The sequence below is a fragment of the Lysobacter helvus genome, assembly GCF_018406645.1.
Classification (GTDB): domain Bacteria; phylum Pseudomonadota; class Gammaproteobacteria; order Xanthomonadales; family Xanthomonadaceae; genus Noviluteimonas; species Noviluteimonas caseinilytica.
In genome coordinates this window covers 3105520-3129401 of sequence record NZ_AP024546.1, presented here as the reverse complement: position 1 = coordinate 3129401, position 23882 = coordinate 3105520, and the positions used below count along the sequence as shown (strand labels likewise).

At 68.6% G+C, this 23882-nt stretch carries 17 protein-coding genes; 13 read left to right on the top strand and 4 right to left on the bottom strand.

Annotation, left to right across the window (positions count from 1 at the left end; genetic code table 11):
• The first annotated feature begins 45 nt into the window (after nucleotides 1-45).
• The 5 genes from bamJ to LYSHEL_RS15265 all read left to right on the top strand — a co-directional run bounded on the left by bamJ (nucleotide 46) and on the right by LYSHEL_RS15265 (nucleotide 5038).
• Nucleotides 46-819, top strand: a complete 774-nt coding sequence (gene bamJ, locus LYSHEL_RS15285; protein ID WP_213434902.1) for a BamJ family beta-barrel-assembly machinery protein — start codon at nucleotides 46-48, stop codon at nucleotides 817-819.
• Nucleotides 820-936: 117 nt separating this feature from the next.
• Entirely contained in the window at nucleotides 937-2277 is a 1341-nt protein-coding gene (locus tag LYSHEL_RS15280; RefSeq protein ID WP_213434901.1) for a UDP-glucose dehydrogenase family protein, read from the top strand.
• 20 nt (nucleotides 2278-2297) lie between these two features.
• The gene (locus LYSHEL_RS15275; protein WP_213437869.1) at nucleotides 2298-2516 is read left to right on the top strand and encodes a SlyX family protein; all 219 of its coding nucleotides are present in this window, start codon (nucleotides 2298-2300) and stop codon (nucleotides 2514-2516) included.
• Between the two features lie 89 nt (nucleotides 2517-2605).
• Nucleotides 2606-3301, top strand: a complete 696-nt coding sequence (locus LYSHEL_RS15270) for a DUF2058 domain-containing protein (protein WP_213434900.1) — start codon at nucleotides 2606-2608, stop codon at nucleotides 3299-3301.
• Between the two features lie 45 nt (nucleotides 3302-3346).
• The gene (locus LYSHEL_RS15265) at nucleotides 3347-5038 is read left to right on the top strand and encodes a hypothetical protein (RefSeq protein ID WP_213434899.1); all 1692 of its coding nucleotides are present in this window, start codon (nucleotides 3347-3349) and stop codon (nucleotides 5036-5038) included.
• 79 nt (nucleotides 5039-5117) lie between these two features.
• On the opposite strand, the gene metH is transcribed toward LYSHEL_RS15265, so the two are convergent.
• The 3 genes from metH to LYSHEL_RS15250 are packed head-to-tail and all read right to left on the bottom strand — an operon-like array spanning nucleotide 5118 to nucleotide 9831.
• On the bottom strand, nucleotides 5118-7799 hold the full coding sequence (gene metH, locus LYSHEL_RS15260) for a methionine synthase (protein WP_213434898.1): 2682 nt from the start codon (nucleotides 7797-7799) through the stop codon (nucleotides 5118-5120).
• The gene (locus tag LYSHEL_RS15255) at nucleotides 7796-8905 is read right to left on the bottom strand and encodes a homocysteine S-methyltransferase family protein (RefSeq protein WP_244858575.1); all 1110 of its coding nucleotides are present in this window, start codon (nucleotides 8903-8905) and stop codon (nucleotides 7796-7798) included. The genes metH and LYSHEL_RS15255 overlap by 4 nt, the downstream gene beginning before the upstream one ends.
• Nucleotides 8902-9831, bottom strand: coding sequence for an ArsR/SmtB family transcription factor (locus LYSHEL_RS15250; RefSeq protein WP_213434897.1), 930 nt, complete (start codon nucleotides 9829-9831; stop codon nucleotides 8902-8904). Before LYSHEL_RS15250 ends, LYSHEL_RS15255 begins: the two co-directional genes overlap by 4 nt.
• Before the next feature lie 137 nt (nucleotides 9832-9968).
• On the opposite strand from LYSHEL_RS15250, the gene LYSHEL_RS15245 reads away from it, so the two are divergent.
• The 8 genes from LYSHEL_RS15245 to LYSHEL_RS15210 all read left to right on the top strand — a co-directional run bounded on the left by LYSHEL_RS15245 (nucleotide 9969) and on the right by LYSHEL_RS15210 (nucleotide 23324).
• Nucleotides 9969-11117 carry an acyl-CoA dehydrogenase family protein gene (locus LYSHEL_RS15245; RefSeq protein ID WP_213434896.1) on the top strand — a complete coding sequence of 383 codons (1149 nt, stop codon included), beginning with the start codon at nucleotides 9969-9971 and terminating at the stop codon, nucleotides 11115-11117.
• Nucleotides 11118-11151: 34 nt separating this feature from the next.
• Complete coding sequence (locus LYSHEL_RS15240; protein ID WP_213434895.1) at nucleotides 11152-16164, top strand: NAD-glutamate dehydrogenase; 5013 nt, start codon at nucleotides 11152-11154, stop codon at nucleotides 16162-16164.
• Nucleotides 16165-16350: 186 nt separating this feature from the next.
• Nucleotides 16351-17223 carry an EamA family transporter gene (locus LYSHEL_RS15235; RefSeq protein ID WP_213434894.1) on the top strand — a complete coding sequence of 291 codons (873 nt, stop codon included), beginning with the start codon at nucleotides 16351-16353 and terminating at the stop codon, nucleotides 17221-17223.
• Nucleotides 17224-17255: 32 nt separating this feature from the next.
• On the top strand, nucleotides 17256-18038 hold the full coding sequence (locus LYSHEL_RS15230; RefSeq protein WP_213434893.1) for an NAD kinase: 783 nt from the start codon (nucleotides 17256-17258) through the stop codon (nucleotides 18036-18038).
• A gap of 1 nt (nucleotide 18039) precedes the next feature.
• Nucleotides 18040-18951: a 5'-nucleotidase gene (locus LYSHEL_RS15225; protein ID WP_213434892.1), complete on the top strand. Its 912-nt coding sequence runs from the start codon at nucleotides 18040-18042 to the stop codon at nucleotides 18949-18951.
• 123 nt (nucleotides 18952-19074) lie between these two features.
• Nucleotides 19075-19725 carry a carboxypeptidase regulatory-like domain-containing protein gene (locus LYSHEL_RS15220; protein ID WP_213434891.1) on the top strand — a complete coding sequence of 217 codons (651 nt, stop codon included), beginning with the start codon at nucleotides 19075-19077 and terminating at the stop codon, nucleotides 19723-19725.
• A gap of 3 nt (nucleotides 19726-19728) precedes the next feature.
• A complete protein-coding gene (locus LYSHEL_RS15215) occupies nucleotides 19729-22110 on the top strand; it encodes a putative bifunctional diguanylate cyclase/phosphodiesterase (RefSeq protein WP_213434890.1) in 2382 nt (793 codons plus the stop codon).
• A complete protein-coding gene (locus tag LYSHEL_RS15210) occupies nucleotides 22110-23324 on the top strand; it encodes a hypothetical protein (RefSeq protein WP_213434889.1) in 1215 nt (404 codons plus the stop codon). Before LYSHEL_RS15215 ends, LYSHEL_RS15210 begins: the two co-directional genes overlap by 1 nt.
• On the opposite strand, the gene LYSHEL_RS15205 is transcribed toward LYSHEL_RS15210, so the two are convergent.
• The gene (locus LYSHEL_RS15205) at nucleotides 23321-23881 is read right to left on the bottom strand and encodes a DUF2939 domain-containing protein (protein ID WP_213434888.1); all 561 of its coding nucleotides are present in this window, start codon (nucleotides 23879-23881) and stop codon (nucleotides 23321-23323) included. The two genes, LYSHEL_RS15210 and LYSHEL_RS15205, sit on opposite strands and share 4 nt — an antisense overlap.
• Nucleotide 23882: the final 1 nt, after the last annotated feature.

The window sequence follows — 23882 nt, the reverse complement described above, 5'->3', positions numbered from 1 at the left end:
TGCGGGCCTGCCTTTCTTTTCCTTTAGTCCCTGGAGCCATTCCCGATGAAGCGCCACGCCCTTGCCATCGCCCTGACCGCCGCCGTGATCGCGGTCGCCGGCTGCAACAAACCCGCCGACAAGAAGACCGACGCGTCCGCGCCGGCCGCCGCCACCACCGCCGCTGGCGGCGCGAAGATCGCGGGCCTGCCGACCGAGAAGGACCAGGTCAGCTACATGGTCGGCATGGCGCTCGCCAAGCAGCTGGAGCCGATGAAGGACGAGATCGACGTCGACACGATCGCCAAGGCGATCAAGAGCTCGCTCAAGGGCGAGAAGCTGCTGCTGACCGAAGAGCAGGCGCGCGACGTCGGCGAGACCTTCGGCCAGAAGATGCAGGCCAAGCAGATCGCCAAGATGATGGCCGAGGCCAAGACCAACCTCGAATCCGGCCAGAAGTTCCTCGCCGAGAACGCGAAGAAGCCGGGCGTGCAGACCACCGCCTCGGGCCTGCAGTACCAGGTCGTCACCGAAGGCAAGGGTCCGAAGCCCAAGCCCGAAGACGTGGTGCGCGTGCATTACACGGGCAAGCTGCTCGACGGCAAGACGTTCGACAGCTCCATCGAGCGCGGACAGCCGGTCGTGTTCCCGCTCAACCAGGTCGTGCCGGGCTGGCAGGAAGGCCTGCAGCTGATGCCGGTGGGCAGCAAGTACAAGCTGTGGATCCCGGGCAACCTGGGCTACGGCGACAAGGGCACGCCGGGCGGCCCGATCCCGCCGAACGCCACGCTCGTGTTCGACGTCGAACTGATCGACATCGTCAAGAACCCGGCGAAGTAATCGCGCCACGCGGCGCGCTTCCGCGCCGATCCGCACCAGGTCACGCCGTGGTTTTCACCACGGCGTGACGTTTCTGGCTGCGACCATTGCGTCTTTCCAAGCTCATCAGGATTCCGCATGCGCGTCACGATCTTCGGCACCGGCTACGTCGGGCTCGTCACCGGTACTTGCCTGGCCGAGGTGGGCCACGACGTGGTCTGCGTCGACATCGACACCGCCAAGGTGGAAGGCCTCAACAACGGCGTCATCCCGATCTACGAGCCGGGCCTGGAGCCGATGGTCAAGGCCAACCACGCCGCCGGCCGCCTGCACTTCACCACCGACGCCGCCAGCGCGATCGAACACGGCGACGTGGTGTTCATCGCCGTGGGCACGCCGCCCGACGAAGACGGCAGCGCCGACCTCAAGTACGTCCTCGCCGTGGCCCGCACCATCGGCCAGCACCTGCAGCGCGCGGCCGTGGTGGTCAACAAGTCCACCGTGCCCGTCGGCACCGCCGACAAGGTGCGCGCCGCCATCGCCGGCGAACTGCAGAACCGCCGCACGACGCTCGTGTTCGACGTCGTCAGCAACCCCGAATTCCTCAAGGAAGGCGACGCGGTCAACGACTGCATGCGTCCCGACCGCATCGTGATCGGCACCGACAGCCCGGCCGCGCTGGAAAAACTCAAGCGCCTGTACGCGCCGTTCAACCGCAACCACGAACGCATCGTGTCGATGGACGTGCGTTCGGCCGAACTCACCAAGTACGCCGCCAACGCGATGCTCGCGACGAAGATCTCCTTCATGAACGAGATCGCCAACATCGCCGAGCAAGTGGGCGCCGACATCGAAGCCGTGCGCCAGGGCATCGGTTCGGATCCGCGCATCGGCTGGCACTTCATCTATCCCGGCGCCGGCTACGGCGGCTCGTGCTTCCCGAAGGACGTGCAGGCGCTGGCCTGGACCGCGCAGCAGTCCGGCTGCAACCCGCGCCTGCTCGACGCGGTGGAAGCGGTGAACGCGGCGCAGAAGGGCCACCTGTTCGAACTGATGACGCGCCACTACGGCGACGTGCGCGGCAAGACCGTCGCGGTGTGGGGCCTGGCGTTCAAGCCCAACACCGACGACATGCGCGCCGCTTCCAGCCGCACGCTGCTCGCGCAGTTGTGGGAAGCCGGTGCGCGCGTGCAGGCCTACGATCCGGAAGCCACGCACGAAGCGCAGCGCATCTTCGGCGAGCGCGACGATCTCACCCTGTGCGGTTCCGCCGGCGAAGCGCTGCGCGGCGCCGATGCGCTGGTGGTGGTCACCGAGTGGAAGCAGTTCCGCAGCCCGGATTTCGGCAAGCTCGCCGCCACGCTCGCCGACAAGGTGGTCTTCGACGGCCGCAACCTGTACGAGCCGGCCGAAGTCGAAAACGCGGGCCTGGCGTACTACGGCATCGGCCGCGGTCGTTCGGTGCGTTCGTTCGCATGACGCAGGGCAACGCCCAGGGCATGGACACCGCCGCGCTCGAAGCGCGGCTGGTGGAGCTGGAAACGCGGCTGGCGTTCCAGGAAAACGCGATGACCGAACTGAGCGATGCGCTCGCGGCGATCCGCCTGGAAGCCGAGCGCCACGCCGACCTCATGCGCCGCGCGCTGGAGGAGATGAAATCCTCGCGCGGCGCGTTCTTCGCCGATCCGGCCGAAGAACCGCCGCCACCGCATTACTGACCCGCGGCGCAATGGCCGCAAGGCGGGGCTGCATCCTCGCCCCCGATGCGGCATGCTTCGCCCGCCCTTCGCACGACCCGCCGTATCCGATGACCGATTCCCTGCGCGACCAGCTGCTCGGCCTGGGCTTCAAGCCCGCGCCGAAGCCCGAACGTCCTGCGTCCGGCAAACCCGCCCACGCCGGCAAGCCGCAGCAGCAGCACGGCAAGCCCGCGCATGCGCGTGGCCCCAACGCACCGGGGCAGGGCAGGCCGCCGCACGGCAAGCCCGCGCACGGCAAGCCGTCGCAGGGCCGTCCGCCGCAAGGCAGTCCGTCGCATGGCAAGCCGGCACACGCGACGCACAAGCCGCGCACGCGCGAAGACATCGACCTCGCCAAGGCGTACGCCATCCGCGCGCAGCGCGAGAAGGACGAGCGCATCGAAGCCGAGCGCCTGAAGCAGGAAGAAGCGCGCCTGCGCCGCGAAGCGAAGGCCGCCCTCGCCGAATTCCTGAAGGACAAGGCGCGCAACGACGCGGGCGCCGAGATCGCGCGCCACTTCGAATACGGCGGCAAGATCAAGCGCATCTACGTCACCGACGTGCAGCTCAAGGCGCTCAACGCGGGCGAGCTGGGCGTGGTGCAACTCGATGGCCGCTACGTGCTGGTCGATGCCGACACGCTGGCGAAGGCCGAATCGATCTTCGCCCCGTCGGTCGCGCTGAAGGTCGATCCGAACGCCTCCGCGCAGGACGATCCCTACGCCGATCCGCAATACCAGGTGCCCGACGACCTGGTCTGGTAACCGCGCCATGGCCGGTTGCGCACGATCCGGGCGTTCCCCCGGTTCGTGGACACGGCCGCCGCCCCGCGCACCGAGTTGATCGTCGGGGTCACGAGCCACCGCGACCTCGATCCCGCGCAACTGCACGAACTCGAAGCGCGCGTGCGCGACGCGCTGGCGTTCCTGCGCACGCGCTATCCCGAACTCGCCCTCGTCGTGATGTCCGCGCTGGCCGAAGGCGGCGATCGCCTCGTGGCCGAAATCGGCCTGGAAATGGGGGCGCGCCTGGTCGTGCCGCTGCCGTTGCCGCTGGCCTTGTACCGCGACGATTTCGAAAGCGATGACTCGCATCGCGCGTTCGACGCGTTGATGGCGCGCGCGGAAGTCATCCCGCTCGCCTATCCGGTAGATGATTTCGACACCATGCGCGCGCCCGGCCCCGCGCGCGATCGGCAATACCTGCACGCGGGGTTGTTCGTCGCCAACCATTGCCACGTGCTGTTCGCGCTGTGGGACGGGCGCGACCACGCGGGCACGGGCGGCACGGGGCAAGTCGTGCGCTATTACCTCGGCGGCCCGGTGCCCGGTGCGCGGCGCGCCACCGACAACCTGCGGCAGATGCTCGCGGGCGACGACGACAGCCTGGTGCTGCACCTGCCCACGCGTCGCGCGAACGGCGAGGCCGCGCATGGCATCGGTGCGTTCGATGGCACGCCGCGCTGGCTCACCAGCGGCGGGCAACGCCTGTTCGACGAAGGCCCGCCGCCGGAATACCGCTGCATCTTCGAACGCATGCAGGCCTTCGAGCACGATCGGCACAAGCTCGCCGCGCATGCGTTGCCTGCCGCGAGCGAAGACCTGGCCGAACGCACGTGGCGCGAAGCCGATGCCCTGGCGATGCGTTACCAGCGCCGCACCTTGTGGGCGATGCGCGCCATCCACGGGCTCGCCATCGCGATGGGCCTGAGCCTGCTGCTGTATGCCGACCTCGGCGCGCCGGACGCGATGTTGTGGGGCTTCCTCGGGTTGTTCGCGATCGGCCTTGCGATCGCGGTGGCCGCGCAGCGCCACGACTGGCATCGCAAGTACATCGACTACCGCGCGCTCGCCGAAGGCCTGCGCGTGCAGACGTTCTGGCGGCGCGCGGGACTGACGATCACCGGCGACCCGGAATTCGCGCACGACAACTTCATGCAGAAACAGGACGTCGAACTCGGCTGGATCCGCAACGTGATGCGCCAGGTGGGCCTGACGCCGACGCCGGCGCTCGAGGATCCCGATGCGGCCGCGCACGCGGTGGAGGCGGTGATCGACGCGTGGGTCGGGCGCCCGGGGCAATCGGGCCAGCTGGCGTATTACGAACGCAAGGCGACGTTGCGTGCGCGCCACCACGTGCGCACGCAACGGTTGGGCGCGGCGTGCCTGTGGGCGGGCATTGCGATCAGCGCGGTGCTGGCCTTGTTCCATCGCACGTTCGGCCCGCTGACGCAGAGCGTGCTGGTGACGACGATGGGGGCGCTGTCGCTGATCGCCGCGGTGCGCGAGGCGTATGCGTATCGCAAGGCGGACAAGGAACTGGTGAAGCAGTACCGCTTCATGTACCGCATCTACCGCAATGCGCGGCTCGCGCTGGATGCGGCGCGCTCGACGCAGGAGAAGCGGGAGATCCTGCGCGCGCTCGGCGAAGCGGCGCTGGCCGAACACGCCGAGTGGGCGTTGATGCATCGCGACCGCCCGATCGAGCATGGGCGGCCTTGATCGACGACGGGCAGCTTTCGCTGCCCGGCTCGTCGATGCGTGACCTGCCGATAGGGCAGGTCACAAGCGCATCGACTCGCTACTCCGGATCGTAATCCAGGTTCGAAGCCAACCACCGCTCCGCCTGCTGCAACGACACGCCCTTGCGCTTCGCATAGTCGGCCACCTGCTCGCGCGACACGCGCCCCACCACGAAATACTGGCTGCGCGGATGGCTGAAGTAATAGCCCGACACCGCGGCCGCCGGATACATCGCGTAGCTTTCCGTCAGCTGCACGCCGACGTGCTTCTCCGCCTCCAGCAGCTTGAACAGCGTCGCCTTCTCGCTGTGCTCCGGGCACGCCGGATAGCCGGGCGCGGGGCGGATGCCGGCGTACTGTTCGTCGATCAACGCATCGTTGGCGAGCGTTTCGTCCGCCGCGTAGCCCCACAGGTCGCGCCGCACCAGCGCGTGCGTGCGCTCGGCCAGGGCTTCGGCCAGGCGATCGGCGAGCGCCTTCAACAGGATCGCGTTGTAATCGTCTTGGTCGGCCTCGAAGCGCGCGACATGCGCTTCGATCCCGAGCCCCGCGGTCACCGCGAAGCCGCCGATCCAGTCGTGCTTGCCCGACGACACCGGCGCGATGAAATCCGCGAGGCAGAAATCCGGCCGGTCGACCGGCTTGTCCGCCTGCTGGCGCAGGAAATGCAGCGTGGTCCCGTTGCCGACGCGCACGTCGTCGCCCACGGAATGCGCGGGCCACAGGCCGACGACGGCCTTCGCCTGCAGCCACTTCTCGCCGACGATCTTCGTAAGCATCGCCTGCGCATCGGCGAACAGCTCGCGCGCCTGCGTGCCGACGATCGCGTCGTCGAGGATCGCCGGATACTTGCCGCTCAATTCCCAGGTGTTGAAGAACGGCGTCCAGTCGATGTAGTCGACGAGTTCGGCGAGCGGCACGTCGTCGAACACCGTGAGGCCCGGCGTGCGCGGGGCGGGGGGCGTATACGCGTCCCAGCCGCCATCGAACGCCTGCGCGCGCGCCTTCTCCAGCGGCACGAGGCGCTTGGCATCGCCGCGGCTCTTGTGGCGTTCGCGGATCTCCGCGTAGTCCGCGTCGTTGGCCGCGACGAACGCCTGGCGCAATTCGCCGGACACCAGCGACTGCGCGACGCCCACCGCACGCGAGGCATCCTTCACCCACACGGTCGGCGACTTGTAGTGCGGATCGATCTTCAGCGCCGTGTGCGCGCGCGACGTGGTCGCGCCGCCGATCAGCAGCGGCACCTGGAAGCCCTGGCGCTGCATCTCGCGCGCGACGTGGCTCATTTCCTCCAGCGACGGCGTGATCAGCCCGGACAAGCCGATGATGTCGGCGTTCTCGGCCTTCGCGCGATCCAGGATCACCTGCGCCGGCACCATCACGCCGAGGTCGATCACCTCGAAGTTGTTGCACGCCAGCACCACGCCGACGATGTTCTTGCCGATGTCGTGCACGTCGCCCTTGACGGTCGCCATGACGATCTTGCCGTTGTTGCGGCCCACCACGCCGGTGCGCAGCTTCTCCGCTTCGATGTACGGCAGCAGGTAGGCGACGGCCTTCTTCATCACGCGCGCGGACTTCACGACCTGCGGCAGGAACATCTTGCCCGCGCCGAACAGGTCGCCCACCACGTTCATGCCCGCCATCAGCGGACCTTCGATGACATCCAGCGGCACCGTGGACTGCGCGCGCGCTTCCTCGGTGTCGATTTCGATGAAGGCGTCGATGCCGTGCACGAGTGCATGGCTGAGGCGGTCGCGCACGGGGCGGTCGCGCCATGCGAGGTCCTCGACTTTCTTCTCGCCCTTCCTGCCCTTGTAGCGGTCGGCGATCTCGAGCAGGCGCTCGGTGCCGTCGCTGCGCCGGTTGAGCACCACGTCTTCCACGCGCTCGCGCAGGTCCGCATCGAGGTCGTCGTACAGGGGCAGGGCGCCCGCGTTGACGATGCCCATGTCCATGCCCGCGGCGATCGCGTGGTACAGGAACACCACGTGGATCGCCTGCCGCACGGGCTCGTTGCCGCGGAAGGAGAACGACACGTTCGACACGCCGCCGCTGATGTGCGACAGCGGGAAGCGGCGCTTGAGTTCGCGCGCCGCCTCGATGAAGGCGACCGCGTAGCCATCGTGTTCCTCGATGCCGGTGGCGATCGCGAACACGTTGGGGTCGAAGATGATGTCTTCCGGCGGGAAGCCGACCTGCGTCGTCAGCAGGTCGTAGGCGCGCGAACAGATGTCGACCTTGCGTTCGATCGTGTCGGCCTGGCCGACTTCGTCGAACGCCATGACCACCACGGCCGCGCCGTAGCGGCGCACCAGTTGCGCCTGGCGCAGGAACTCGGCTTCGCCTTCCTTCATCGAGATGGAATTGACGATGCCCTTGCCCTGCAGGCACTTCAGGCCGGCCTCGATCACCGTCCACTTCGAACTGTCCACCATCACCGGCACGCGCGCGATGTCGGGCTCGGCGGCGATGAGGTTGAGGAACGTGGTCATCGCGCGCTCGGAATCGAGCATGCCCTCGTCCATGTTGACGTCGAGCACCTGCGCGCCGTTTTCCACCTGCTGGCGCGCGACCACCACGGCTTCGTCGTAGCGTCCTTCGAGGATCAGCTTCTTGAACTGCGCCGAGCCGGTGACGTTGGTGCGTTCCCCGACGTTGACGAAGTTGCTCTGCGGGGTGATCTGCAGCGGCTCCAGGCCACTGAGCCGCGTCTGGCGGGCGAGCAGGGTCGTCATGCGGCATCCGCCAGCTGCGGCACTTCGCGCGGCGCGACGCCGTGCACGGCCTGCGCGATCGCGCGGATGTGGTCGGGCGTGGTGCCGCAGCAACCACCGACGAGGTTCAGCAGGCCGGCGCGCGCGAACTCGCCCAGCGTGCCCGCCATGTCTTCCGGCGTTTCGTCGTAACCGCCGAACGCATTGGGCAGCCCCGCGTTCGGATGCGTGCTCACGTACGTGTCGGCCACCTGGGCCAGCACGTCGACGTGCGCGCGCAGGTCCTTCGCGCCGAGCGCGCAGTTCAGCCCGATCGCCAGAGGCCGCGCATGGCGCAGCGAATACCAGAAGGCTTCGGCGGTCTGGCCCGACAAGGTGCGGCCCGAGGCATCGGTGATCGTCCCGGAAATCATCACCGGCAGGCGCGCACCGAGCTCCTCGAACACGTCTTCGATCGCGAACAACGCCGCTTTCGCATTGAGCGTGTCGAAGATCGTCTCGACCATCAGCACGTCGGCGCCGCCTTCGATGAGGCCGCGGGTGGATTCGCGATAGGCGTGCGCGAGTTCGTCGAAGCTGATCGCGCGGAAGCCGGGGCGGTTCACGTCCGGGCTCAGCGAGGCCGTGCGGCTGGTCGGGCCCAGCACGCCGATCACGAAGCGCGGCTGCGCGGGATCGCGCGCTTCAGCCGCATCGCAGGCTTCGCGCGCCAGGCGCGCGCCTTCGCGGTTGAGTTCGCGGACCAGGTGTTCGAGGTGGTAATCGGCCAGCGAGATCGACGTGGAATTGAACGTGTTGGTCTCGACCAGGTCCGCGCCGGCCGCCAGGTACGCATCGTGGATCTCCCGGATGATCTCCGGGCGCGACAGCGTGAGCAGGTCGTTGTTGCCTTTCTGGTCGTGCCCCTCGCAACCGCAGCCCGGCGCGTGCGCGTGGCCATCGGCGGCGAACAGCGCGTCGTAGCCGTGGGCGAAGCGCTCGCCGCGATAGTCGGCTTCCTGCAGGTCGTGGCGCTGGATCATCGTGCCCATCGCGCCATCGATCACGAGGATGCGCCGTGCGAGCGCGGCTTCCAGTTGCGCCACGCGCGCCGGATGGCGCCAGGGCAGTTGCTTCACATCGTTCACGGCTTCACTCCCAACAACGAAATCACTTCGAAATGCGGCGGACGGCGTTCGCGCGTCACCGTGCCGCTGCTTGCGACGGTGACGCCGGCCTTCTCGGCGAACTTGCGCAGGTCCTTCTCCGAGAACCCGAGGTTGGCGTGGCCGTAGGCCTCCACCACCGCGCGGTGTTCATGGCGCGCCAGGCTCGACAACAACAGGCGCCCGCCGCTGCGCAGCACGCGCGCGGCTTCGGCCACCGCCTGCGCAGGCTTGCTGGCGTAGGTGAGGGCGTGCATCAGCACCACCAGGTCGAAGCTGGCATCGGGGAAGGGCAGCGCGTGCATGTCGCCTTCGCGCACTTCCACGTTGGCGTAGGGCTTCAGGCGTTCGCTGGCGGCGGCGACCACGCGCGCGCTGGCGTCCATGCAGACGTAGCGGTGCGCATGCGGCGCGAGCAGTTCGGCCAGCACGCCATCGCCCGAAGCGATGTCCAGCACGTCGCCCGGACTCAACAGTGGCAGCGCGGTGCGCGCCAGCGCTTCCCAGGTGCGGCCCGGCGAATAGTGGCGTTCCATGTCGCCGGCCACCGAGTCGGCCCAGTTCTGGTCCGCCGCGCGCGTGGCCAGCACGCCGGGCACGCGCTCGGCGTCCTGGCGCAGCAGTGCATCGTCGCTGCCGGCGCGCAGGGTGTTCCAGAGCGCGCGCTGCGCCGGGTCCAGCGCGGTTTCCTCGAAGCGGTAATAGGCCGACACGCCGGCGCGGCGATCACGCACGAGGCCCGCGTCCTTCAGCTTCGCCAGGTGCGTGGACACGCGCGGCTGCGCCAGCTGCGTGATGGCCGACAGCTCGGCGACGGTGAGTTCCTCGCGTTCCAGCAAGGCGAGCAGGCGGACGCGCGTGGCGTCGGCGAACACCTTCAACCGGGTCGACCACCCTTCCAGATCCATGCGCCAGAGGCTCCGAGGCGTTTCATCCGCCTATCGCGATATAGAGATAAGTCTGGTCCCGCGATGCCCCGGGGGTCAAGCGGCACGCGCTCCGGGGCTACAATTCCGCTTCTTCATCCCGGCCGGAGCGCACCAACGTGGATTTCCGTTTCACCGAAGAGCAGTTGATGATCCAGGACGTGGCGCGTCGCATCGCGCGCGAAAAGATCGCCCCCAGCGCCGAACACTTCGACCGGAGCGGCGAATTCCCCCTCGAGAACATCCGCACCCTCGGCGAGAACGGCCTGATGGGGATCGAGGTGCCGGCCGAATACGGCGGCGCGGGCATGGACCCGATCAGCTACGTGCTGGCCATGATCGAGATCGCCGCGGGCGACGCCGCCCACTCCACGATCATGTCGGTCAACAACTCGCTGTTCTGCAACGGCATCCTGACCCACGGCACCGAGGCGCAGAAGCAGACGTACGTGCGCGCGATCGCCGAGGGCGCGCACATCGGCGCCTTCGCGCTCACCGAGCCGCAGTCCGGCTCCGACGCCACCGCCATGCGCTGCCGCGCGACCAAGCAGGCCGATGGCCGCTTCGTCATCAACGGCAAGAAGAGCTGGATCACCTCCGGCCCGGTCGCCAGGTACATCGTGCTGTTCGCGATGACCGATCCGGACAAGAGCGCGCGCGGCATCACCGCCTTCATCATCGACACCGACAAGCCCGGTTTCCACCGCGGCAAGACGGAACCGAAGCTCGGCATCCGCGCCTCGGCCACGTGCGAGATCGAATTCACCGACTACGTCGCCGAAGCCGACGAAGTGCTGGGCCAGGAAGGCCACGGCTTCAAGATCGCGATGGGCGTGCTCGACGCCGGCCGCATCGGCATCGCCTCGCAGGCCATCGGCATCGGCCGGGCCGCGTACGAAGCCACGTTGGCCTACGTGCGCGAGCGCAAGGCCTTCGGCCAGCCCATCGGCACGTTCCAGATGACGCAGGCCAAGATCGCCGACATGAAGTGCAAGCTCGACGCCGCCACGCTGCTCACGCTGCGCGCGGCGTGGGTGAAGGGCCAGGGCGAGCGTTTCACCAACGAAGCGGCCATCGCCAAGCTCACCGCCTCCGAGGCGTGCATGTGGATCGCCCACCAGGCCGTGCAGATCCACGCCGGCATGGGCTATTCGAAGGAAATGCCGATCGAGCGTTACTTCCGCGACGCGAAGATCACCGAGATCTACGAGGGTACGAGCGAGATCCAGCGCCTGGTCATCGCCCGCAACGAAACCGGCCTGCGCTGAGCGCGCGCCCGAACGACAGGATCCCCGCGACCCCATGAGCACCCGTCCCAAGTCCGTCCAGGCCGCCAAGAAAGCGACCTCCGCCAAGACGACGATTGCGAAAACCCAAGTGGCCACCCCGGGCCGCGACGTCGCCGTCGCGCGCTTCGATCTCTCGCCGGTGCTGGAGGCGATCCGCAAGCGCGTGCCGAAGGCACGCGCGGCGGAAGCCGAAGCGTTCGCGCGCAGCTTCTATGCGCGCATGACCCGCGACGAATACGTCGAGCACGGCGCCGAAGGCTGGGCCGCGCTGGCCGCGGGCATCCTCGACTTCGCCGCCACGCGCAAGCCGGGCAAGGCCAACGTCCGCCTGTTCAACACCACGATGAAGGACAACGGTTGGGAATCGCCGCACACCGTGCTGCAGATCCTCAACGACGACATGCCCTTCCTCGTCGACTCGGTGACGATGGCGCTCGCCGAGATGGGCATCGGCGTGCACGTGCTCGGCCATCCGGTGGTGCTGCTGCAGCGCGACCGCGCCGGCAAGCTCACCGGCGTGGGCGAGGGCACCAACGAGTCCTTCATCCACATCGAGATCGACCGCCAGCCGCAGGCGGCGATGGCGAAGATCGAAAAGCGCGTGCAGGCCGTGCTGGCCGACGTGCGCGCGATCGTGTCCGACTGGGAAGAGATGCGTACGCGCATGCTCGAAGTCGCCGAGGAACTGCCGTCGCACCGCATCCCGGTGTCCGACGCCGGCCGCGCCGAGGCGCAGGAATTCCTGCGCTGGGCCGCCGACAACCATTTCACCTTCTTCGGCTACCGCGAATACACGGTGGAGAAGCAGGGCAAGGACCAGGTGCTGGTCGCGCATCCGGAGTCGGGCCTGGGCCTGCTGCGCGGCAAGGACGCCGGCGCGCCGCGCCCGCTCACCTCGCTGGCCGCGCATTACATGCCGCAGTCCGGCGCCGTCGATGCGCTCATCCTCACCAAGACCAACGCGCGTGCCACCGTGCATCGCCCGGGCTACATGGATTACATCGGCGTGCTCGCGTTCGACGCGAAGGGCCAGCCGATCCGCGAACAGCGCTTCCTCGGCCTGTACACCTCCAGCGCGTACAACCGCCGCCCGTGGGACATCCCGCTGGTGCGCGAGCGCTACGAACACGTGATGCGCGAATCGGGCCTGCGCCCGGCCAGCCACAGCGGCAAGGCGCTGCGCCACATCATGGAAACGCTGCCGCGCGACGAGCTGTTCCAGTCCACCGAGAACGAGCTGTACTCCACGGCGATCGGCATCCTGGGCCTGCAGGAGCGCGTGCGCAGCAAGCTGTTCCTGCGCCGCGACCGCTACGGGCGGTTCTATTCGGTGCTGGTGTACGTGCCGCGCGACCGCCACGACACGCAGATGCGCCATCGCATCGAAGCGCTGCTCAAGCGCGAACTCGACGGCGAGCACATCGACAGCACCGTGCACATCGGCGAATCGGCGCTCGCGCAGCTGCACCTCATCGTGCGTCCGCGCCCGGGCTCCAAGCCGGTGATCGACGAGGCGAAGCTGGAAGCCGACCTCGCCCACATCGTGCGCGACTGGCAGGACGAACTCGGCGACACGCTGGCCAGGCGCCACGGCGAGGAAATGGGCCTCAAGCTCGCCACGCGCTACGCCCGCGCGCTGCCCACCGGCTACATCGAAGACGTCAGCCCCGAAGTGGCGGCCGACGACGTCGAGCACCTGGCCGCGCTGGCCGGTGCCGACGACCTGCGCCTGTCGCTGTACCGCTCGCGCAACGGCGGCCTGCGCTTCAAGTTCTACCGCCTCAACGACGACATCCCGCTGTCCGATGCGCTCCCGATGATGGAGAACATGGGCCTGCGCGTGATTTCCGAACACCCGTACCGCATCGAAGCCGACGGCCGCGTCGCCTACATCCAGGACTTCGAGGTCGAAGCCACGCAGGCCGACCTCGACATCGATCGCCTCGACGAGAACTTCGAGGAAGCCTTCGCGCGCATCTGGCGCGGCGAAGCGGAGAACGACGGCTTCAACCGCCTCGTGCTGCTGGCCGGCCTGTCCTGGCGCCAGGTCGCGATGCTGCGCGGCTATTCGAAGTACCTGCTGCAGATCGGCGTGCCGTTCTCGCAGGCGTACGTCGAAGCCACGTTCACGCGTTATCCGCTGCTGGTGCGCCTGCTGGTCGAACTGTTCGAAGCGCGCTTCGATCCGGCGACGGGCAAGGAATCCAAGGCCGCGATCAAGCAGGGCATGGAACGCTTCGGCGCGCAGCTGCAGGCGTTGCTCGCCAACGACGCCGCCGCGCTCAACGCCGTGCAGCCGGTGATCGAAGCCCGCGCCGGCACGCGCGAGCAGCAGGTCGACGCCACGCACGCGGCGCTGATCGGTCTGATGGACCGCGTGTCCAGCCTCGACGACGACCGCATCCTGCGCAGCTTCATCGGCGTCATCGACGCCACGCTGCGCACCAGCTACTACATCCAGTACAAGGACGGCCTGCGCAAGGACGGCGGCCCGGCCGACTACGTCGCCTTCAAGCTCGATTCGGCGCAGGTGCCGGACCTGCCGAAGCCGCGCCCGTACCGCGAGATCTTCGTCTATGGCCCGCGCGTGGAAGGCATCCACCTGCGCTTCGGCCCGGTGGCGCGCGGCGGCCTGCGCTGGTCGGATCGCCGCGAAGACTTCCGCACCGAAGTCCTGGGCCTGGTGAAGGCGCAGATGGTGAAGAACACCGTCATCGTGCCGGTGGGTTCGAAGGGCGGCTTCTACTGCAAGCAACTGCCGGACCCGGCGACCAACCGCGATGCATGGTTCGCCGAAGGACAGGCCTGCTACAAGCGTTTCATCAACGGCCTGCTGGACGTCACCGACAACCTCGCGCCGGACGGCAAGATCCTGCATCCCGACAACGTGGTGCGCCACGATGCGGACGATCCGTACCTGGTCGTCGCGGCGGACAAGGGCACGGCCACGTTCTCCGACATCGCCAACGGGATCGCGCGCGCGCACGGCTTCTGGCTGGACGACGCCTTCGCCTCCGGCGGCTCGGTCGGTTACGACCACAAGGGCATGGGCATCACCGCGCGCGGTGCGTGGGAATCGGTGAAGCGCCACTTCAACGCCATGGGCCGCGACTGCCAGACGCAGGACTTCACGTGCGTGGGCATCGGCGACATGTCGGGCGACGTGTTCGGCAACGGCATGCTGCTGTCGAAGCACATCCGCCTGGTGGCCGCGTTCGACCACCGCCACATTTTCCTGGACCCCAATCCGGATGCGGCGAAGACGTTCAAGGAACGCGAGCGCGTGTTCAAGCTCCCGCGTTCGAGCTGGGACGACTACGACAAGGCGCTGATCAGCAAGGGCGGCGGCGTGTATCCGCGCAGCGCGAAATCGATCCCGGTGTCGCCGGAAATCCGCGCGGCGCTCGGCATCGAAGGCGATGCGACTTCGCTCAGCCCGAATGACCTGATGTCGGCGATCCTCAAGGCGCCGGTCGACCTGCTGTGGAACGGCGGCATCGGCACCTACGTCAAGGCGTCGAGCGAGTCCAATGCCGACGTCGGCGACCGCGCCAACAACCTGCTGCGCGTCAACGGCGAACAGTTGCGCTGCAAGATGGTGGGCGAGGGCGGCAACCTGGGCATGACGCAACTGGGCCGCGTGGAAGCGGCGCAGCACGGCGTGCTGCTCAACACCGACTTCATCGACAACTCGGCGGGCGTGGACACGTCCGACCACGAGGTCAACATCAAGATCCTGCTCAATGCGCAGGTGCAGAAGAAGAAGCTCACGTACGAGGCGCGCAACACGTTGCTGGCGCAGATGACCGACGAAGTCGGCCTGCTGGTGCTCAACGACAACTACCGCCAGAACCAGGCGCTCAGCCTGATGGAGCGCATGAGCCTGACGCGCATGGGCTCCAAGCAGCACTTCATCCGCACGCTGGAATCGCAGGGCCTGCTGGATCGCCAGATCGAGTTCCTGCCGACCGACAAGGAGATCGCCGAGCGCAAGGCGCGCGGCCAGGGCCTGACGCGTCCGGAGCTGGCGGTGCTGCTGTCGTACTCCAAGCTCGTGCTGTATCCGCAGCTGCTCAACTCCGACGTGCCGGAAGACGCGTACCTGTCGAAGGAACTGGTGCGTTACTTCCCGAAGCCCCTGCAGGACAAGTACGCCAAGGGCATGGAAGACCATCGCCTGAAGCGCGAGATCATCGCCACCGCGGTGACCAACTCGATGGTCAACCGCATGGGCGCCACGTTCACCCTGCGCATGCAGGAAGACAGCGGGCGTTCGCCGGCGGAGATCGCCAAGGCCTTCACCATCACGCGCGAAGCGCTGGATGCGCGCGAGATGTGGGCGCAGATCGATGCGCTCGGCGGCAAGGTGCCGGAGTCGGTGCAGGTCGATGCGCTGCAGGTGATCTGGAACCTGCAACGCGCGTTCACGCGCTGGCTGCTCTCGCGCCCCGGTGCGATCCCGGACATCGCGACCGCGGTGGGCCGCTACCACGACGGCGTGCGCGACATCCGCGCGGGCGAGCGCATCCTCCCGGATCCGCAGCGTCCCGCGTACGAGGCGAGCATCCTGGAATGGCAGGCGAAGGGCTTGCCGGCCGCGCTCGCCGACCAGCTGGCCGCGCTGCCGTACCTGGAACCCACGCCCGACATCATCGAACTGGCGCGCGAGCGCAAGCTCAAGCCGGTGGACGTGGCGAAGGTGCACTTCCGCCTCGGCGACGCGCTGCGCCTGCCGTGGCTGTTGCAGCAGATCGATGCGCTCACCGTCGATGGCCGCTGGCATGCGGTGGCGCGCGGCGTGCTGCGCGAGGAACTGGGCCAGCAGCAGCGCATCCTCGTCGGCCAGGTGCTGACGATGCCGGGCGCGACGCCGGATGCGAAGGTGCGCCACTGGCTGGAGCGCGACGACGCCTCGCTGCGCTTCACCCTGTCGATGCTCAACGAGCTCGCGGCGCAGAAGACGCTGGACTATCCGACCGCCTCGGTCGCGGTGCAGCGCCTGCAGCAGCTGGCTTCGCGCGGCTGATGGCAACACGGGGCGACGGGCGCAACGCCCGTCGCTTCCTCCAAGATAAGAATTCGCCAAATGCGCAGTGGATGCGTCGCATTTCTGGATTCGGCCCTGTACGAGCCGCGACGTCGCGGCAGAACATGCACCGCTCCGAGTGTTACGTAAAACGGTGCACGCACCCATGAAAAGTTGCCGCGCGAGATGAAGCCCATCGATCGCGCCCTGGGCATCCTCGTCACGATCCTCTGGGGCAGCAACTTTTCCGTCATCGGCGTGGGCTTGCAGTCCCTCGACCCATTCCTGCTCGCGGCGTTGCGATTCACGTTCACCGCGTTGCCGCTGGTGCTCTTCGTTCGTCGGCCCGCCAACATTGGATTGCCGGTGTTGGCGGCCTACGGCCTGCTGTTCGGCGTCGGCCTGTGGTGGGTGGTCAACGTTGCGATGGCGCAGGGCATGTCGCCGGGGCTGTCGTCCCTCGTCCTGCAATTCAGTGCCTTCTTCACGATCGTGCTGAGTGCATGGGTCTTCCGCGAGCGGCTGGGACGCTGGCAATGGGCAGGGATGGTGGTCGCGACGACGGGGCTGAGCGCGATGATCGCCAGCACGGAGGCGTCCGGGACCCGCGTCGGGATTGCACTCGTGCTGTTCGCCGCGGTGTGCTGGAGCCTGTGCAACCTGCTGGTGAAACGCCATCGGCCCGCCGACATGCTGGCGTTTGTTGCGTGGTCGAGCGTGTTCTCCGCACCCGCCCTGCTGGTACTTGCCTGGTGGTCGCAGGGTTCCGCGCCATTCGTCGCGCTCGGCGATCGCCTGGACGGCCGCGCGATCTTCTCGGTGCTGTTCCAGGCGTGGGTCACGACGTTGTTCGGCTACTGGGTCTGGAACACGCTGATGAAGCGCTATCCGGCGGCCACGGTGGCGCCGTTGTCGTTGCTCGTGCCCGTCTCGGGGCTGGTGACGTCGTGGTGGGTGTTCGACGAGCATCTTTCGCCTGCAACGTGGTGCGCCGTCGGCGTGGTGTTGGTCGGCATCGCGCTGTTCCTGCTGGCGGGACGCCTCCGGCAGCCTGCATGATCGGGCGGGCGGGAAGGGTTATCCTCGCCCGCATGACCGGACCCCGCCTCGCATTCCTCGCCAGTCCCGCCGACGAAGCGCAGCGATCGCTCGATGCGCTCGTCGCGCTGCATGGGCAGCACGCACCGGAAGACGCCGACGTGCTCGTGCCGCTCGGCGGAGACGGATTCATGCTGCAGACGCTGCATCGCCACGGCGGGCTCGGCAAGCCCGTGTTCGGCATGAAGCTGGGCACGCTCGGGTTCCTGATGAACCACCATCGCGAGGACGCCTCGTCCGGCGATGCGTTGCTTGCGCGCATCGCCGCGGCCGAACCTGCCGTGCTGCGCCCGCTGGAAATGCTGGCGCAGACCGAATCCGGCACCAGCGTCGGCTCGCTGGCGTACAACGAAGTCTCGCTGCTGCGCCAGACGCGCCAGGCGGCGCACCTGGCCATCGTGCTCAACGGCAAGCCGCGCCTGGACGAACTGGTGTGCGACGGCGTGCTGGTCGCCACCGCGGCGGGCAGCACCGCCTACAACTATTCCGCGCACGGCCCGATCCTGCCGCTGGGCTCGGGCGTGATCGCGCTGACGCCGATCGCACCGTTCCGCCCGCGGCGCTGGCGCGGTGCACTGCTGAAGGCCGACACCGAAGTGCGCTTCCGCGTGCTCGATCCGTACAAGCGCCCCGTCAGCGTCACCGCCGATTCGCACGAAGTGCGCGACGTCGTCGAAGTGAGCATCCGCGAATCCAGCGAACGCACGGTCACGCTGCTGTTCGACCCGGAGCACAACCTGGAAGAACGGATCCTCAGCGAACAGTTCGTGGTGTGACATGGGGGACGTCGTCCATCCGCCGCTGACCGTCGCGATCACCTCGCGCGCGCTGTTCAACCTCGAGCACAGCCACGACCTGTACGAGCGCGAAGGCGTGGACGCCTACCAGGCGCACCAGCGCGAGAACGAAGACGCACCGCTCGCGCCCGGCATCGCCTTCCCGCTGGTGCGCAAGCTGCTGGCGCTCAACGCAGGCACCCCGGAAGACACGCCGCGCGTCGAGGTGATCCTGCTCTCGCGCAATTCGTCCGATACCGGCCTGCGCATCTTCAATTCGATCCACCACCACAAGCTCGCGATCTCGCGCGCGACCTTCACTTCCGGCGCGCCGACGTGGCCGTACATCCGCCCGTTCGGCGCGCACCTGTTCCTGTCGGCCAATCCCGAATCCGTGCGCCGCGCGCTCGAACACGGCGTGGCCGCCGCGACGATCCTGCCCGCGCACGCACCGGCGCAGCAGCACGACCAGTTGCGCATCGCCTTCGACGGCGACGCGGTGATCTTCGGCGACGAAGGCGAGCGCCTGTCGCAGGAACAAGGCCTGGCGGCCTTCCACGACCACGAAACCGCGAACGCGCGCGAGCCCCTGTCGGGCGGCCCGTTCCGCGGGTTCCTGGATGCGCTGCATCGCTTGCAGGCCGCGTTCCCCGTCGGCGAGGACGCGCCGATCCGCACCGCGCTGGTCACCGCGCGCAGCGCCCCGGCGCACGAACGCGTGATCCGCACGCTGCGCGAGTGGGACGTGCGGCTGGACGAAGCGCTGTTCCTCGGCGGGCGGCCGAAGGGTCCGTTCCTCGAGACCTTCGGCGCCGACATCTTCTTCGACGACTCCTCGCACAACATCGACTCGGCGCGGAAGCACATCGTGGCGGCGGGGCACGTGCCGCACGGCGTGTCGAACGAATCCTGACCGCGCCGCCGGCCTGACCGGTCCAGCCGCCGCCCGTCATCGCGCGGGGCCCCTTGCCATCCCTGCGCAACCCGGTGATACGCTCCGCCCGGGGAACCTGCATCGACGCCACGGGGGAGCGGCATGCGGCGATTGGGAGGACTCGTGCTCGCGGCCGCATGGCTCGCGCTGGCACCGCTCGCGCGGGCCGGCACGTTGTCCGTGGCGGTCACCGACCAGGCCGGCCGACCGGTCGCCGATGCGGTCGTGACCGTGATCGGCCCCGCCGCGCCGGCCGTCCGCACGGCACCCGCCACCCGCACCATCGACCAGAAGTCGCTGACCTTCATGCCCTTCGTCGAAGTGCTGCGGCCGGGCGACAGCGTCGTCTTCCACAACAGCGACGCCACGCAGCACCACGTGTATTCGTTCTCGCCGGTGAAGGCCTTCGAGTTCGTCGTCGTGCCGGGCGCGCGGTCGACGCCGCTGGTGTTCGACAAGACGGGCATCGTCGCGGTGGGCTGCAACATCCACGACGGGATGATCAGTTACCTCTACGTCACCGATGCGCCGTTCGCGGCGCGCACCGATGCGCGCGGGCGCGTGGCGTTCGACGCGCTGCCCGCCGGCACCTACGACGTGCGCGTGTGGCAGCCGCGGCTGCCGCCGGGCCGGCCCGACCTGCGCCAGAAAGCGGTCACGATCGCCGGCGGCGAAGCGCAGTCGCTCGCGTTCCCGCTCACGCTGCGGCCCGATCCGCGCCGCCAGTTCGACCGCGAACACACGCACTACTGACCCATGGGCTTCCGCTTCCGCCTCGCGTCCTTCTTCGTCATCACCCTGGTGGTGGTGCAGGGACTCACGGCGGTGCTGGTGTATCGCGTCACGCGCAGCGAGCTGATCGGCGAAGGGCAGCGGCAGCTCGATGTCGCGGCGGGGGCGTTCGCACGACAGCTCGATGACCTGTCGGGGCGCGTTGCGTCGAGCGTGCAGGTGCTCGCGCTGGACTTCGCGCTGCGTTCGGCGATCGCGCAACGCGACAACGCCACCGTGCTCTCCGCCCTGCGCAACCACGGACGGCGCGTCGGCGCGACGCGCATGCTGCTGCTCGATGTCGACGGGCGCGTGGAAGACGACACCGCCGGGAAGATCGCGGCCGGCGCGCGTTTCCCGTTCACCGATCTCGTCGCGCGCGCGCCGGAGCAGCCCGCGTCCGCCATCGCCGCGTGGGACGGGCGCGCGTACTGGGTGGTCGTGGTGCCGGTGTCGGCGCCGGACCTGATCGGGTTCATCGCGGCGGCGATCCCGGTCGATGATTCGTTGCTCACGCGGTTGCAGCGGCAATCGGCGTTGCCGAAACGCATCGAACTCGCCTCGCCCGCGCCGGGCGGCGGGTGGCGCGTGCTGGCGCGCGGCGCCGCCGATGGCGATGCGAACGCGGGGCAGGGCGTGTTCCTGTCGCCGGTCTTGGGCGGGCAACGCGCGACGTTGCCGACGCGCCCGGAAGTCGTCGACGTCGACGGCCGCGAATACGTGGCGCAGGCCGTGTGGTTGTCGCATTCGAAACAGAGCGCGCCCGTCGCGGCGGTGCTGGGCTATTCCGTCGACGCGGCGCTGCAGCCGTATCGTTCGGTCGGTGCGGCGTGGGCAGGGTTGCTCGGGTTCGGGTTGCTGGTCGGATTGTTTGGCGCGTGGCTGATCGCGCGCGGCGTGTCGCGCCCGGTGGAAGCGCTCGCCGATGCCGCGCGCCGCGTGGCCGCCGGCGACGACACCTTGCCGCCGATGCAGGAACGCCGCGACGAAATCGGCCAGCTCGCCGGTGCGTTCGCCCACATGGTGCACGCGGTGCGCGAACGCGAAGCGCACATCCGCCACCAGGCCGGGCACGACCTGGTCACCGGCTTGCCGAACCGCGTGGCCGCCGAAGCCGCCATCCAGCGCACGCTCGATGCCGGCGCCGGTGCGCGTTCGGCGCTGCTGATGATCGGCCTCGCACGCCTGCCGGAGATCATCAACACGATGGGGCACGTCGTCAGCGACCGCCTGATGCGCGATGCGGCCGCACGGTTGTTGCCGAACGCGGGCGAGGGCCTCGTCGCGCGCGCGACCGACAGCGAGTTCTCGGTGTTCCTGCCCGCGGCCACGCGCGGCGAAGCGGCGCGCATCGCGCTGCGGTTCGTCGAAGTGTTGTCCGAGCCCTATCGCGAAGCGGAATTCACGCTCGACCTCGCGCCCGCGGTCGGCATCGCGCTGTCGCCGATGCATGGCGCCGAAGCGATCACCTTGCTGCGGCGCGCGGAAGTCGCGTTGCTCGCGGCGCTGGGCAGCGAAGAGCCCGTCGCGGTCTACGATCCGGCGACCGACCCGCATCGCCCTGCACGCCTGTCGCTGATGGGCGACCTGCGCCATGCGCTCGAAAAACAGGGCGACGACACGGGCCTGGCACTCGTGTACCAACCGAAACTGCACCTGCCGAGCGGCCGCATCGACGGCGCCGAAGGCCTGTTGCGCTGGCGCCATCCGGTCGCAGGCCCGCTGGCGCCCGAAGCGTTCATCGCGCTCGCCGAGGAAACCGGCAACATCCGCCGCCTCACGCGCTGGGTTCTGGCGGCGGGCATCGAACAGGCGGGACGCTGGCAATCGCAGGGCCGCGACCTGCGCCTGGCGCTGAACGTGTCCGCGCGCGATCTCGACGACGTCGACCTGCCGCGCCGCGTCGCCGGGCTGTTGTCGGCGCATGGCGTGTCGCCGCAGCGCATCGTGCTGGAGATCACCGAGAGCGCGATCATGGGCAAGCCCGACACCGCGATCGCGGTGCTGCGCCGCCTCGCCGACCAGGGCATCGAATTGGCGATCGACGACTTCGGCGTCGGCCAGTCGTCGTTCGCGTACCTGCGCAAGCTGCCGGTGCGCGAACTGAAGATCGACCGCACCTTCATCGCGCACCTGGGCCAGTCGCCGGAAGACCGCGCGATCGTGCGTTCGATCATCGACCTCGGCCATCACCTCGGGTATCGCGTGACAGCCGAGGGCGTGGAGGATCCGCGCGCGCTCGATGCGCTGCGCGACCTCGGCTGCGATCACGCGCAGGGCTACTTCGTCGCGCGGCCGCTGGCGGAGGATGCATTCGATGCGTTCGTCGCGAAGCAACGTGCGGCATTGACGGACGTGGAGGCCTGATGCGGCGGCGCGCCCTGCTGGCGGTGTGCATCGCAGCCGCGATGCCGGCCGCGCGTGCGCAGACCTTCGAAGTGCGCGGCTTCCTCGAAGCGCGCGCGAACGCACCGGCCGACGAACGCAGCTGGCGCGACGGCGGCCTCGGCAAGACGCGCTTCGGCGACGGCAACGATGCGTTCGGCGGCAACGGCGCGCTCGCGGTGAACTGGCAGGCGACGCCCGCATGGCTTGTGTCCGCCTCGGCGCAGGTCGTGCCCGACATGCGCCACGAGGCCGATGTGCTCGATGCCTGGGTGCGCTATCGCCCGGTATCTACGACGCCGTGGCGGTGGTCGTTCACCGCCGGCATGTTCTTCCCGCCGGTTTCGCTGGAGAACGACGGCGTCGGCTGGACGAGTCCGTGGACGATCACGCCGTCGGCGGTGAACAGCTGGGTGGGCGAGGAGTTGCGCGTGTTCGGCGGCGAACTGCGCGTCGAACGCCGCGACGACCAGGGCACGTGGGACCTGCGCGCGGCGGTGTTCGGCCGCAACGATCCCGCCGGCGAACTGCTGGCCTCGCGCGGGTGGGCGATGGGCGATCTCACGTCCGGTTTCGATGCCAGCGTGCGCCAGCCCGACGTGTACGCAGGCATGGTGTATGCACCGACGCCGATGTGGTTCAAGCCGTTCGCGGAGATCGATGATCGCGTGGGCGGTTACATCGTCCTCGGCCGCGAATCCGGAGACGACCGCGCGCGCGTGCTGTATTACGACAACCGCACCGATCCGAGCCAGGAGATCGACTACGCCGGCCGCGATCTGTACGGCTGGCACACGCGCTTCTGGAGCGCGGGCGTGCAACGCCGGGTGGGCGATTGGACGCTGCTCGGCCAGGCGATGACCGGGACGACGCGCATTGCGCCTGCCCCCGACATGGTGCTCGACAGCGATTTCAATGCAGGCTACGTGCTGGCCGCGCGCGAGTACGGCGCGTGGACGCCGGTGCTGCGCGTGGACCTGTTCCAGCTGGCGCAATCGGCGAACGGCGCGCCGGGATTCCTGGGCGAACATGGCAATGCCGTCACGGCCGCCCTCAACTGGCGCCCGAGCGAACGCGTGCGCGTGATCGGCGAAGCGCTGCGCATCGACAGCACGCGCGACCAGCGGACACTGGAAGGCCTCGCGCCGCGGCAGGTGGACGTGCAGGTGCAGGTGGCCGTGCGGGTGTACTTCTAGTCGTCGATCGGCAACCGGATATCCGCCAACCGCCACCGCAAGCCCGTCCGCTTCAGCACGAACACGATCGGCTTGCCCTGGTCGTCATGGATCGTCGCGGTGAAGCGCGAGGTCGATTCGTAACGCATCTTTGCGTCGTGCAGCGGATCCTGCGGCTGCGCCGTCGGCAACGGTTCGCCCTTCGCGTCCAGCGGTGGGCGCGACACGCTGTCCTGCGTGTTCTTCCACAGGCGGCGGCCCTGCATCACCGCGGCGAGGCCGGCGGGATTCACCATGCCGTCCACCGCGCCATTGACGACGCCGTTCACCAGGCCGAGCGTGATCGCGCCGAGCACGTTCGATTGCATCTCCGCGCCGGACTTGCGCACGACGGCGTCGATCAATTGCGCCTTCAGGCTCGCGCGCACCGCGGGGAAGTCGACCTGTTCGGCGAGTTCGCCGGCGTCCTGCGCCTGCACCGCCTGGCGGATCGCGCGGATCGTGATGTACGGGCCGGCGGCCACGTACGCGCCGAGCAGCAGCACGAGGGCGAGGACGAGGGCGATCCACTTCTTCATG

Coding starts and splice junctions, on each gene's coding strand:
- LYSHEL_RS15275 (WP_213437869.1), top strand. CDS start 2,298: ATGGACACCGCCGCGCTCGAAGCGCGGCTGGTGGAGCTGGAAACGCGG.
- LYSHEL_RS15205 (WP_213434888.1), bottom strand. CDS start 23,881: ATGAAGAAGTGGATCGCCCTCGTCCTCGCCCTCGTGCTGCTGCTCGGC.
- LYSHEL_RS15215 (WP_213434890.1), top strand. CDS start 19,729: ATGGGCTTCCGCTTCCGCCTCGCGTCCTTCTTCGTCATCACCCTGGTG.
- LYSHEL_RS15210 (WP_213434889.1), top strand. CDS start 22,110: ATGCGGCGGCGCGCCCTGCTGGCGGTGTGCATCGCAGCCGCGATGCCG.
- LYSHEL_RS15280 (WP_213434901.1), top strand. CDS start 937: ATGCGCGTCACGATCTTCGGCACCGGCTACGTCGGGCTCGTCACCGGT.
- LYSHEL_RS15250 (WP_213434897.1), bottom strand. CDS start 9,831: ATGGATCTGGAAGGGTGGTCGACCCGGTTGAAGGTGTTCGCCGACGCC.
- metH (WP_213434898.1), bottom strand. CDS start 7,799: ATGACGACCCTGCTCGCCCGCCAGACGCGGCTCAGTGGCCTGGAGCCG.
- LYSHEL_RS15270 (WP_213434900.1), top strand. CDS start 2,606: ATGACCGATTCCCTGCGCGACCAGCTGCTCGGCCTGGGCTTCAAGCCC.
- LYSHEL_RS15225 (WP_213434892.1), top strand. CDS start 18,040: ATGGGGGACGTCGTCCATCCGCCGCTGACCGTCGCGATCACCTCGCGC.
- LYSHEL_RS15235 (WP_213434894.1), top strand. CDS start 16,351: ATGAAGCCCATCGATCGCGCCCTGGGCATCCTCGTCACGATCCTCTGG.
- LYSHEL_RS15230 (WP_213434893.1), top strand. CDS start 17,256: ATGACCGGACCCCGCCTCGCATTCCTCGCCAGTCCCGCCGACGAAGCG.
- LYSHEL_RS15220 (WP_213434891.1), top strand. CDS start 19,075: ATGCGGCGATTGGGAGGACTCGTGCTCGCGGCCGCATGGCTCGCGCTG.
- bamJ (WP_213434902.1), top strand. CDS start 46: ATGAAGCGCCACGCCCTTGCCATCGCCCTGACCGCCGCCGTGATCGCG.
- LYSHEL_RS15240 (WP_213434895.1), top strand. CDS start 11,152: ATGAGCACCCGTCCCAAGTCCGTCCAGGCCGCCAAGAAAGCGACCTCC.